We start from the raw sequence: 13,544 nt of genomic DNA, 5'->3' as shown, positions 1-13,544 counted from the left end.
CCGAGACACAGGGCGAGTCACAAAGAATGAAAGGCTCGCACCATTAAACGAGTAATCACGATGAAATTAAAAACAAGCTTGTTGGGGTACGGTTCTTTATTGGTGCTGGTGTGCAGCACTGCCTGGGTGAGTGCTGCTGATCAATATGGGGCAGCCAGCATGCCAGCATCTTCACTGGCCGCATGGCCACAAGTAAATAGCATCATCAGCAAAGACCCCGCACTTGAAGCACGTGTCGCGGCCATCGTCGCAGGCATGACGCTGGAACAAAAAATCGGCCAGATGACACAAGCCGAAATCAAATCGATTACGCCAGACGATGTGCGTCGTTATTATCTGGGTTCAGTCCTGAACGGTGGCGGCAGCTGGCCTGACCGTAATAACAAGCACAGCAGTGCTGCCGACTGGGTGGCACTGGCCGACAAATATTATGATGCCTCGATGGCTACCGACATGGCGGTCAAGATACCGGTCATCTGGGGCATCGATGCCATACACGGCAACAGCAATGTGTTTGGCGCTACCTTGTTCCCCCACAATATCGGCCTGGGTGCGGCGCATAATCCGCAACTGGCTGGACAGATAGGCCGCTCCATGGGCAAGGCAGTACGGGCAACCGGCATTGCCTGGGTATTTGGCCCTACGCTGGCGGTGGTGCGTGATGACCGCTGGGGGCGTACCTATGAAAGTTTTTCGGAAGATGGCGCCGTGGTACGCCAGTATGCGGGTGAATATGTCAAAGGTTTGCAAGGCAGTTTCATGGATGACGGCAACGTGGTGGCAACCGCCAAGCATTTCATGGGTGACGGTGGTACAGACCAGGGCAAGGACAGGGGCGTGAATCTGTCCACCAATGCGCAGATGCTGAACACCCATGCCCAGGGCTATATGACCGCCCTGGCCGCCGGTGCACAAACCGTGATGGCTTCCTACAATAGCTGGAATGATGTGGCTGCCGGTGCCAATTACGGAAAAATGCATGGCAGCAAGGCCTTGCTGACCGATGTGTTAAAAGGAAAAATGGGCTTTGACGGTTTTGTCATTACCGACTGGGACGGCATTGCCGAGGTACCTGGCTGCCGAAACGATAACTGTCCGCAGGCCATCAATGCCGGTGTCGATATGATCATGGTGCCTGATGCCTGGAAGAATTTCATCGCCAATACGATAGCCCAGGTCAAATCAGGTGAAATACCTGTTGCCAGGATTGATGATGCCGTAACCAGAATTATCCGCGTCAAACTGCGCGCCGGCCTGTTTGGGAAAAAGCCTTCAGAAAATGCCTATGCCGGCAAGCAGGATGCCTTGCAAGACCGGGCGCTCGCCCGCCAGGCCGTGCGTGAATCCCTGGTCTTGCTGAAAAATGATGGCGGCATCTTGCCATTGGCCCGCAACAGGAAAATACTGGTGGTGGGTAAAAGCGCAGATACCATTTCGAATCAGGTCGGCGGCTGGTCACTGACCTGGCAGGGTACGGATAATAACAATGTGGATTTCCCCAATGCAGATTCGATACTGACCGGCATCAGGGATGCCGTCGGTACAGATTTTGTCGATTTCAGCATCGATGCGAAAGGTGTTGATGTCAGTCGCTATGACGCAGTGATTGCCGTGATAGGTGAAACACCATACGCTGAAATGTATGGCGATATCGGGCCATCCGGTACTTTGCGCCATACCGGTCGTTTCCCTGAAGATCTGGCGGTGTTGCAGGCAGTGGCAGGCAAGGGCAGGCCGGTGGTGACGGTCTTTTTGTCTGGCCGTCCACTTTACGTGAATGACCTGATGAATTTGTCCGACAGTTTCGTTGCGGCCTGGTTGCCTGGCAGCGAAGGCAAGGGCGTGGCAGATGTATTATTTCGCGGTAAAGAGGGTGCGCCTGCTTATGATTTTACTGGCACACTTTCTTTTTCATGGCCAAAAACAGTGTGCCAGACCAGCCTGAATTTTGATGATGCGCATTATTCACCCTTGTTCAAGCTGGGCTATGGTCTCAATTACCGCAGCACGCTGAAGCTTGGCAAGCTGAGTAACACCTACCCTTCAGGTGGTTGCGGCGTGACCAATGCCTACCCGGTGTTTAACCAGGCAGACCGGGCCACTTATCCCTTGTATGTGATCAGTGGTCATGAACAGCAGGCGCTGGGCGCAGATTTGAACCGTGTGCTCAATATGACTGGCATCAGCGTACAAACCGCACAAGTCAATAGCCAGCAAGATGCCAAGCTGTTGACCTGGAGCGGCCCGGCGCGTCTTGAGGCGCGTGCAAAACAGGCGCAGGCTGTGCCGGCATTTGCGGTGAAGGAGGGGGTACTCAGTTTCGATACCATCGTCAGTGCTGCCCCAAGTGGTACTGTCACTATCGCCATGCAGTGTGGCCCGCATTGCGAAGCCAGTCTCGATATGACGGCTGTTTTCAAACGCCTGGCAGAAAAGAAAGACAAGCAGACAGTCAAGATACCCTTGAACTGCTTCACTGCTAAGGGTGTTAAACTGCATAAAATTGATGTTCCTTTCAGCATCAGCAGCAACGCTGCTTTTGCTGCGGCTTTTACCAATATTCAAATTGTCGGCGGTGCCGAAAAAGACCAGGATGCGCTTCACTGCGCAGCATTGCAATGAGCCAGGTAATCAAGCATTCATCGAATCCTATATTTAAGCACGCACGTTTGCTGGCTGACGTGGGTGGGACCAATGCACGTTTTGCGCTGGAAGTTGCACGTCAGCAGTTTGAAGCTATAGAGGTATTGCCCTGCGCTGACTATCCCAGTTTGCTGGAGGCAATGCAAAGCTATTTGAATGGTGCCGCCGTTAAAAAAGTGCGGGACAAATCACACTTGCCAGTCGTAGATGCCGCTATCGCCATTGCCAACCCGGTTGATGGTGACAAGGTGCGCATGACCAATCATGACTGGAGTTTTTCCATTTCAGATTTGCGTCAAAAACTGGATTTAAGTAATTTCCTGGTCGTCAATGATTTTACGGCGCTGGCAATGGCATTGCCTTATCTGGATGCAACTCAGCGCCAGAAAATTGGCGGCGGTGTCGAATTGCCGGGACGTTGCGTTGGACTGATCGGTGCCGGTACGGGTCTGGGGGTCTCTGGTATTTTGCCCGTGGGTCAGTCCTGGGTGGCACTTGCCAGTGAAGGCGGACATGCCACTTTTTCGCCATCCAGTCCGGCAGAGGTGGCAATACTCCAGAGCCTGTGGCAACAGTACGACCATGTTTCTGCCGAACGCCTGCTATCAGGCAAAGGGCTGGAACAGATCTGTCATGCCATCTCTGGTCTGGAACTGGATGCGGCAGAGATCACCAGGCAGGCACTGGAAGATAGCTGCCAGGCCAGCAGCCAGACCGTCGCCCATTTCTGCGCGATACTGGGCAGCGTCGCCGGCAATGTCGCCCTGACCCTGGGCGCGACTGGCGGCATGTATATAGGCGGTGGCATTGCACCCAGGCTGGGCAGGTTGTTCAGCCAGTCGGCTTTTCGCGCCCGCTTTGAAGCCAAGGGGCGGCTCAGCACCTATCTGGCACAGATACCGACTTACCTGATCACTGAAGAATATCCAGCCTTTCTGGGCGTATCCGCGATACTGGAAGAACACTTGCAACAGAAGAACGCAGTCTGAGGCAGTATGTCTTTCATCCTATCGCTTAAATAAAAATATAAATCCAAGGAAACAAGATCATGGAAAGTCTGTCGTCGACCAATCCAGCCACCCCGGCCACCCCGGCAATAACTGACAAAGCCGTACCACGTGCGGGCAGTAGCCATAGCAGTTCGCTGGTCATCGTCACCTTGCTGTTCTTCATGTGGGGCTTGCTGACCTCGCTCAATGATGTACTGATACCGCATTTGAAATCGGTGTATACGCTCAGCTATGTACAGGCTACGCTGGTGCAATTCTGTTTCTTTGGTGCTTACTTCATCGTGTCCCTGCCCGCTGGTGTGCTGATTAGAAAAATTGGTTACCAGAACGGCGCAGTCACCGGCCTGATCATTGCGGCAGCAGGTTGCGCGCTGTTTTACCCGGCTTCCCTTGGCAGTTATGCGCTGTTCCTGTTTGCGTTCTTTGTACTGGCATCGGGCATCACGATTTTGCAGGTGGCGGCTAATCCCTATGTCACCGTACTGGGGCCGGCAAAAACGGCTTCCAGCCGCCTTACGCTGACGCAGGCATTCAATTCTTTGGGTACGACGGTTGCCCCTATCTTTGGTGGCATACTCATTTTGTCTGGCGCAGTGTTAACGGCAACCGAGATCACAGCTCTGCCAGCTGCCCAGCAAATTGCCTATAAAGCCAATGCCGCAGCCGCTGTGCAGACTCCCTACCTGCTGCTGGCAACGGCCTTGCTGGTGCTGGCCATGCTGTTTGCATTTGCACGGCTGCCCAAAATCACGCATACGGATGATGCAGATGTCGTGACAGAGAGCGGCAAGAAATCAGCACTTGCCCATAAGCATCTGCTATTGGGCGCGATAGGTATTTTCCTGTATGTAGGGGGAGAAGTCAGTATCGGCAGCTTTCTGATCAGCTTTTTGAGCGAAGCAGACATTGGTGATATGACCCCCGCGGTGGCTGCGCATTATGTGAGTTTTTACTGGGGCGGCGCCATGGTGGGGCGTTTCATTGGTTTTGCCGTCATGCGTTTTGTCAGTCCGGGCAAGACATTGGCAGTCAATGCCAGCGTTGCGATTATCCTCATACTGACCGCCATCTACAGCCGTGGCGCGTTGGCGATGTGGGCGATACTGGCGGTTGGTTTGTGTAATTCCATCATGTTCCCGACGATATTCAGTATGGCTTTGAACAAGCTTGGCAGGTTCACCGGCCAGGGTTCAGGCATTTTGTGCATGGCCATCGTTGGTGGCGCGCTGGTACCATTTGCCCAGGGTTTTCTGGCAGACAGCATAGGTGTACACACTTCCTTCTATGTACCCGCCGCCTGCTATACCTTCATTTTGTATTTTGGTATCAGGTACGCGGGTATGTATTCCACCAAACCGGAATAGGTTTTCTTCCTTGCAGGGATTCGGGAGCTTGGTGCTCCCGTTTTTTTTTCGGGTATCATTTTTTATGATATCCCTATTTTAATTCCATATTTTCCACAAATACTGATTCAACCTACACTGTGAACACAGCAGATTTCAAAGGAAGTCGAAGAAGCGCTGCAGCGAAATTTCGAAAGCTTCTTTTGATGTCTCTTTGATTCGACCAGAGCCGTTTCAAGTACTGAATGTCATATCTGACGTTGGCAGATGTGATACAGATAATGTCTTGATATCGAATTTTGTGTCGAATTCGAATAAAATGGCAGCTATCACTGTCACGCAATGAGAGCCTATCTCTGATACCTCGTTATAGGCTACGAGCAAACTTGTGTCTTACCGGATGCAACGCATGTTCTTTGCGATCTAAATCACAAATTTTGGAGCCACATATGTCATCCGACACCACCCAGGAGTCTGCTGGACTCTCGTCCCTGCCATCTACAGTTGTTGATACAAATGACAACTTCATAGATGCACCAGAAGCATTTCAAAATACATCCCCTGAATTAAACGATGTGCAACTCGACGATAAATATACGTCGACTAGCGGCACGATCTTTCTTTCCGGCATACAGGCGCTGGTACGCTTGCCGATGATGCAACGCCAGCGCGACCTGGCCGAAGGCTTGAATACGGCGGGATTTATTTCTGGCTACCGTGGCTCGCCACTTGGCGGCCTGGATGAAACATTGTGGAAAACCAAAAAACTGCTGGACCAGCATCACATACAATTTGTACCCGGTGTCAATGAAGACCTGGCCGCAACTGCCGTCTGGGGCTCGCAAACGGTAGACCTGATAGGCCCGGCCAAATACGATGGTGTATTTGGCATGTGGTATGGCAAAGGCCCTGGCGTGGACCGTAGTGCTGACGTATTCAAGCACATGAACCATGCCGGCACATCCAAACACGGTGGCGTCTTGCTGGTGGCCGGTGATGACCATGGTGCGTATTCCTCAACGCTGCCGCATCAGTCCGACCATATTTTCTCTGCCTGCATGATCCCCATGCTGTACCCCAGCAATGTGCAGGAATACCTGGACCTGGGTTTGCATGCCTGGGCCATGTCGCGCTTTTCTGGCTGCGCAGTTGGCTTCAAGGCGCTGGCGGATACCGTGGAATCCACTTCCTCGGTCGATGCCGACCCTTTCCGCCTGCAAATCAAGATCCCGCAAGACTTTGTCATGCCTGAAGGTGGCCTGAATACGCGTTTGTCTCTGGATACTCTTGGCATACAGGCACGCAAGCAAGAAGCCCTGATGCAGGATTACAAAATCTATGCAGCCCTGGCTTATGCCCGCATCAATAAACTCAATCATGTCACCATAGACAGCCCGACGGCACGTCTGGGCATCGTCGCCTCCGGCAAGTCTTACCTCGACGTGCTGGAAGCGCTGGAAGAACTGGGCATCGATGAAAAATTCGCCGCCGAGATAGGCATACGCCTGTTCAAGGTATCCATGCCCTGGCCGCTGGAGCCGGATGGCGTGCGTGAATTCGCCCAGGGCCTTGATGAGATACTGGTGGTCGAAGAAAAACGCCAGATGGTCGAGTACCAGCTCAAGGAACAACTGTATAACTGGCGCGACGATGTACGCCCGCGCGTCATCGGCAAGTTCGATGAAAAAGGCGAATGGGTGCATCCGCGTGGTGAATGGTTGCTGACTTCCAAGGCTGACTTTTCGGTAGCGCAGATTGCGCGCGTGATTTCTTCCCGCATCGCCCGCTTCCATACCAGCGACCTGATCAAGGCACGCCTGGCATTTTTGGAAGCCAAGGATGTCGTGCTCAGCAAGCAAGTCAATACACCGGCACGCCCAGCTTATTATTGCTCAGGCTGCCCGCACAATACTTCGACCAAGGTGCCGGAAGGCAGCCTGGCACTGGCAGGCATAGGTTGCCACGTGATGGCGACGGCGATTTACCCTGAATTCAATAAACTGACGACCCACATGGGCGGCGAAGGCGCGCCATGGATAGGGCAGGCCGCATTCTCGACTTTGCCGCATGTATTCCAGAATCTCGGTGATGGTACCTACTTCCATTCGGGTTATCTGGCAATACGCGCAGCCGTCGCTGCCAAGGTCAATATCACCTACAAGATTCTGTATAACGATGCCGTGGCGATGACGGGTGGACAACCTGTCGATGGCATTATCAGCGTACCGATGATGGCGCAACAAATGGCAGCAGAAGGTGTCAAGCGCATCGCTCTGGTGACTGAGGATTTGTCACGTTACACAGACCGCTCCAACCTGCCTAGCTTTTTGACCCTGCATGACCGCAAGGACATGGATGCCGTACAGCGTGAATTACGCGACATCCCCGGCGCTACCGTACTCATCTACGACCAGACCTGTGCCGCCGAGAAGCGTCGTCGCCGCAAAAAAGGCGAATTCCCTGACCCTAACCAGCGCATGTTCATCAATGAAGCAGTCTGCGAAGGCTGTGGCGACTGCGGCGTGCAATCCAACTGTACGTCCATCATGCCAGTGGAAACAGAATTTGGCCGCAAGCGCAGCATAGATCAGTCGTCCTGCAACAAGGACTATTCCTGCGTCAAGGGTTTCTGCCCCAGCTTTGTCACGGTAGAAGGCGGCAAGCTGGTCAAATCCAAGACCGGCACGGCAAAGACTGATGACTTTGGCGCGCTGCCAGAACCACAATTGCCAGCCTGTGAAAGCTCTTACAACATCCTGCTGAACGGCATAGGTGGTACCGGCGTCATCACGGTCGGTGCCTTGCTGGGCATGGCAGCGCATCTGGAAGGCAAGGGCGCTTCTGTACTCGATATGACAGGCATGTCGCAAAAAAATGGTTCGGTGACTTCGCATATACGCATCGTCAACCAGGCTGGAAAATTGCGTGCACAACGTATAGCGACGGGTGAAGCTGATCTGATTTTGGGCTGCGATATCCTCACCGCTGGCGCGCATGACGCAATTTCCAAAATGCGCGCTGGCCGCACCCGTGCCGTCATCAATACCCATGAACAACCGACTGGCCCGTTTGCCAAGAACCCTGACTGGCAATTCCCGCTGGAGTCAGTTGAACACCTGATTTCTGAATCAGTCGGTGGTAATGTTGATTTTATCAATGCGACCAAACTGGCAACGGCCTTGATGGGCGACTCCATTGCCACCAATCTGTTCATGCTCGGTTTTGCTTACCAGAAGGGCGCAATACCGGTATCTGAAACAGCCTTGCTGCGCGCAATAGAACTGAATGGCGTGGCGATCGAGGCCAACAAGAAAGCCTTCCTCTGGGGCCGCCGTGCTGCTGTGGATTTTGCCCGTGTGGAAAAAATCGCCATCCCTGGCCAGCCTGTCGTCATCCAGATGCCGCAAAGCCTGGATGCTCTCATCAAGCGCCGCATTGCCGTATTGACGGATTACCAGAACGCCGCCTACGCTCAGCAATATGCTGATCTTGTCGACAAAGTGCGCAAGGCTGAATCTGCATTGAATGCCGGTAACAAGTTCAGCATGGCAGTCGCCAAATATGCATTCAAACTCATGGCCTATAAGGATGAGTATGAAGTCGCACGTCTGTACACCAATGGCGATTTCACGGCAAAACTCAAGCAACAGTTTGAAGGCGACTTCAGCCTGAAATTCAATCTGGCTCCGCCTATCTTCTCGAAGAAAGATGGGCAGGGTGATCTGGTTAAGGCGCAATATGGTTCCTGGGTCTGGCAGGCATTCAAGCTGCTGGCCAAACTCAAGGGCTTGCGTGGTACGGCACTGGATATCTTTGGTCGCACAGTAGAACGCAAGGCCGAACGTGCTCTCATTGTTGAATACACAGCCCTGATGGAAAAACTGGCTGCTGGTTTGAGTGCGGATAATCTGGAACAGGCCATTGCTCTCGCGAGCCTGCCTGAAAAGATACGCGGTTATGGCCATGTCAAAGAAAAGGCCATGCAGGCGTATCATGCAGAGAAAGCAGTTTTGCTGAACCCGCAAAATACAACAGTGATCAAGGAAGTATCGCGTGTAGCGTAATTGCCTAATGGCAAACTGACAAGCCAGGCGGGAAGCCTGCCTTGTCAGTTTGGCGTTGGTAGTTGTATGGATAGTTGGTATTTTTTTAGAATCAGTGTTCATGACTCTTTCCAGACATTTTGCTGCCATAAGCCACGCCCAGCCTGAGATTGCTGTTTTACATTTTCATATTGACGTTTACGTTAACGTCATATAACTTAGCTTAACCCAAACACAGTGATTGTTGCTAAATAGTAATCGTCACTGTGATAAAACAAGACCGATGAGGAAGACATGACTGACCTGTCCGTTGCCCAGAACCTGACTGAATACAAACCTGCCAACAAAGTGCGCTTTGTTACTGCCGCTTCCCTGTTCGATGGCCATGATGCCTCGATCAATATCATGCGTCGCATCTTGATGGCGAATGGTGCAGAAGTGATCCATCTGGGCCATAACCGTTCGGTAGAGGAAATTGTCACTGCGGCCCTGCAGGAAGATGCGCAGGGCATCGCCATTTCCAGTTACCAGGGTGGTCATGTTGAGTACTTCAAATATATGATAGACCTGCTCAAGCAACGTGGTGGTGCGCATATCAAGGTCTTTGGTGGTGGCGGTGGTGTCATCGTGCCGGAAGAAATAGCCGACCTGCATGCTTATGGCGTGACCCGTATTTTCAGCCCTGAAGATGGCCAACGCATGGGCCTGGTGGGCATGATTTTGTCGATGATACAGGCTTGTGACAGTGACCTGTCTGGCTATGCACCAACGACGCTGGCAGTATTGCAGCAAGGCGATATCGCCGACAAACACCGCCCGCTTGCGCAATTGATTACCGCGCTGGAAAACGACAAGGTCGCGCCGGAATTGCGCACGCAATTGATGGAGGCGGCAAAAGCCAGCAAGACCCCTACCCTGGGTATTACGGGTACTGGCGGCGCCGGTAAATCTTCGCTGACAGATGAACTGATACGCCGCATACGCCTGGACCAGGATGACCATCTGAACATCGCCCTGATTTCCATCGACCCATCGCGCCGCAAATCTGGCGGTGCCTTGCTGGGCGACCGCATACGCATGAATGCGATTAACCCCTGGAAGGGCAAGCTCAAGGTTTTCATGCGTTCGCTGGCAACTCGTGAAGCAGGTTCAGAAATTTCGCAAGCCCTGCCAGATGTCATCGCTGCCTGCAAGGTTGCTGGTTTTGACCTGGTCATTGTCGAGACTTCAGGCATAGGCCAGGGTGACGCAGCGATTGTGCCGCATGTTGATGTATCGATGTATGTGATGACGCCAGAATTTGGTGCCGCATCGCAGCTGGAAAAAATCGACATGCTCGATTTTGCCGATTTTGTCGCCATCAATAAATTTGACCGCAAAGGTGCACAGGATGCCCTGCGTGATGTCGCCAAACAATACCAGCGCAACCGCGAACTGTGGACACAGAAACCAGATGAAATGCCAGTCTATGGCACACAGGCTTCACGCTTCAATGATGATGGTGTGACTGCGCTTTACCAAGGCATCTTGCCAGCACTGGTGCAACGTGGTTTGCTGGCCAAGCCCAGCAAGCTGGCAGCCATTGGCGTCAAATATTCCAGTGCCAAAAATGTCATCGTGCCACCAGCCCGCAGCCGTTACCTAGCTGAGATTGCTGACACGGTACGTGCCTATCACAAGAATACCGGCAAGCAGGTCTTGATTGCCCGTGAACGCCAGCAACTGCAAGAGACCAAGCGCATGCTGTCAGTGGCAGGCAAGTCTGTTGATTTTGATGACTTGATCACCGAACGTGAAAACCGCCTCGATGGTGAATCCAAAAAACTCATCAGCATGTGGCCAGACATGCAGGCTGCCTATGCGGGTGATGAATATGTCGTCAAGATTCGCGACAAAGAGATACGCACTCGCCTGGTACAGCAATCCCTGTCAGGTACCAAGATACGCAAGGTGGCGTTGCCACGCTTTGTCGATCATGGTGAAATCCTGCGTTGGCTGTTGCTGGAGAACGTGCCTGGTTCTTTCCCCTTTACCGCCGGTGTATTTGCCTTCAAACGCGAAGGTGAAGACCCTACCCGCATGTTTGCCGGTGAGGGTGATCCTTTCCGTACTAACCGCCGCTTCAAGCTGGTGTCGCAAGGCATGGATGCCAAGCGCCTGTCGACTGCTTTTGACTCCGTAACCCTGTACGGCGCAGACCCGGCCATACGTCCTGATATCTACGGCAAGGTCGGTAATTCCGGTGTGTCAGTCGCGACGCTGGAAGACATGAAGGTCTTGTATGATGGCTTTGATTTGTGCGATCCGGCCACATCGGTATCCATGACTATCAATGGCCCGGCACCGACCATACTGGCTTTCTTCATGAATACTGCGATTGACCAGCAGATGGAAAAATTCCGCGTCGATAACAAGCGTGAACCGACTGCCGATGAATCCGCCAAGATACGCGCCTGGGTATTGCAAAATGTACGCGGCACGGTGCAGGCAGATATCCTGAAAGAAGACCAGGGCCAGAATACCTGCATCTTCTCGACAGAATTCTCGCTAAAGGTCATGGGCGATATCCAGGAATATTTTGTTCATCACCAGGTGCGCAATTTCTATTCTGTTTCCATCTCTGGTTACCATATCGCCGAAGCCGGTGCGAACCCGATTTCTCAACTGGCGTTCACCCTGTCGAATGGCTTCACCTTTGTCGAAGCCTATCTGGCACGCGGCATGCACATTGATGATTTTGCAGCCAACCTGTCCTTCTTCTTCAGTAACGGCATGGACCCTGAATACACCGTGCTGGGCCGCGTCGCCCGCCGTATCTGGGCGGTGGCCATGCGTGACAAATATGGTGCGAATGACCGCAGCCAGAAACTCAAATATCATATCCAGACCAGTGGCCGTTCCCTGCATGCGCAAGAGATCGATTTCAACGACATCCGCACCACGCTGCAAGCCTTGATTGCGATCTACGATAACTGCAACAGCCTGCACACCAATGCGTATGACGAGGCCATCACCACGCCTACTGATGAATCAGTGCGCCGTGCTTTGGCGATCCAGCTCATCATTAACCGTGAGTGGGGCCTGGCGAAAAACGAGAACCCTATCCAGGGCAGCTTCATTATCGAAGAACTGACCGACATGGTGGAAGAAGCCGTGATGCAGGAGTTTGAACGCATCGCAGAACGCGGTGGTGTATTGGGAGCAATGGAAACCGGCTATCAGCGCGGCAAGATACAGGAAGAATCCATGCACTATGAACACCTGAAACATGACGGCACTCTGCCTATCATCGGTGTGAATACCTTCCGCAATCCCAAAGCCAATGACACGCCACAAAAGATAGAACTGGCGCGTTCCACCGAAGAAGAAAAGCAATCGCAATTGCAACGCCTGGCGGATTTCCACAGCCGTCATGCGGACGTGGCACCGAAGGCACTGGCAGCCTTGCAGCAGGCGGCAATCAATAATGAGAATGTGTTTGCCAGGTTGATGGATGCGGCGCGGGTTTGTTCGCTGGGGCAGATTACGACGGCGCTCTTTGAGGTAGGTGGGCAGTATCGTCGCAACATGTAGGAAGCTTCAAAAACCTTTTAATCGGGCGCATAGCTGCGTTGTAAATGCTCGCAATACCGACGTATTGCTGCGCTTTACGCCTTGCTCTGCATCCCGATGAAAAGGTTTTTCGAAGCTTCCTGACGGCAGTCTGAAAAATCCGGGTACCAATTAGCGGGCGCATTACTGCGTTGCAAATGCGCGCAATACCGACGTATTGCTGCGCAAGGGGTAACCTTGGCCTTGCTCGGCATCCCGCTGAATGAATTTCTCAACGCGCCACGTGTACGGTTGTTGGGCGGCACTGCGCGAGCCTTCGAGTTTTTGGCAAGCCTTGATTTATATCCACAATGCTGATCTTAACTTCGTCGCTCCTGCGCAGGCAGGAGCCCGGAGGCGTTTGTTGATCAGTGTCATTGCATTTCACGCCGGATCAGGTGAATATGTCAGGTTTTGCGATTTTCTAATGCACTGACAAAAATCTTGCCGAAACACAGCAAAAACAAAATCCCGGATTTATTCTGGGATTTTGTTTTTCGCAGGCAAATTTCCTGCCGCCTGCGATCAATCCTGTCATTTTTCAAATTATTGCTAAAATGATGATTCATCATTTTCCTGTCGCCACAGCGGCCAAGCTATTCAACCGGAGTCTGAAATGCGTGTTTTCCTCGTCTTATTGAGTTTTTGCCTCATCAGCGCCTGTGGCAAGTCCAAAGAATCCAAGCCTGAGCCTGATGCGCCGCCACCTGTGAAGATCATGGAAGACCAGCGCAAGCAGTTAGAAAAGGCAAAAGAAGTTGAACAGGCCCTGCAAAAAGCGGCAGATGCGCAAAGAGATGTCATCGAAGTGCAGACTGGCGGCCAGGCAAAAAAAGAGGCGTCGAAGTAAATCTGAAGCACTAATTCCCTCGTTTGCACCAGGGACGTCCCGCTTTTTAAAGAATGGAGTATCA

Annotated in this window: 6 protein-coding genes; all 6 read left to right on the top strand. The window is 52.6% G+C overall.

The window, feature by feature from the left end; genetic code table 11:
• Positions 1–60: 60 nt before the first annotated feature.
• The 6 genes from ACO0LH_RS04900 (at position 61) to ACO0LH_RS04875 (ending at position 13,480) form a co-directional block, all read left to right on the top strand.
• Positions 61–2,622, top strand: a complete 2,562-nt coding sequence (locus ACO0LH_RS04900) for a glycoside hydrolase family 3 N-terminal domain-containing protein (protein WP_422939914.1) — start codon at positions 61–63, stop codon at positions 2,620–2,622.
• Positions 2,619–3,632 (top strand): glucokinase, encoded by a 1,014-nt coding sequence (locus ACO0LH_RS04895; RefSeq protein ID WP_422939913.1) that lies wholly within the window; start codon positions 2,619–2,621, stop codon positions 3,630–3,632. Before ACO0LH_RS04900 ends, ACO0LH_RS04895 begins: the two co-directional genes overlap by 4 nt.
• Before the next feature lie 59 nt (positions 3,633–3,691).
• On the top strand, positions 3,692–5,017 hold the full coding sequence (locus tag ACO0LH_RS04890) for a sugar MFS transporter (RefSeq protein ID WP_422939912.1): 1,326 nt from the start codon (positions 3,692–3,694) through the stop codon (positions 5,015–5,017).
• Between the two features lie 428 nt (positions 5,018–5,445).
• Positions 5,446–9,060, top strand: coding sequence for an indolepyruvate ferredoxin oxidoreductase family protein (locus ACO0LH_RS04885; RefSeq protein WP_422939911.1), 3,615 nt, complete (start codon positions 5,446–5,448; stop codon positions 9,058–9,060).
• Positions 9,061–9,333: 273 nt separating this feature from the next.
• Positions 9,334–12,612, top strand: a complete 3,279-nt coding sequence (icmF, locus tag ACO0LH_RS04880; RefSeq protein WP_422939910.1) for a fused isobutyryl-CoA mutase/GTPase IcmF — start codon at positions 9,334–9,336, stop codon at positions 12,610–12,612.
• A gap of 634 nt (positions 12,613–13,246) precedes the next feature.
• A complete protein-coding gene (locus ACO0LH_RS04875) occupies positions 13,247–13,480 on the top strand; it encodes a hypothetical protein (protein WP_422939909.1) in 234 nt (77 codons plus the stop codon).
• The last annotated feature ends 64 nt before the right edge of the window (positions 13,481–13,544 follow it).

The sequence above is a fragment of the Undibacterium sp. TJN19 genome, assembly GCF_049339485.1.
Taxonomy (GTDB): domain Bacteria; phylum Pseudomonadota; class Gammaproteobacteria; order Burkholderiales; family Burkholderiaceae_D; genus Undibacterium.
This window is presented reverse-complemented; position numbering and strand designations above follow the sequence as displayed.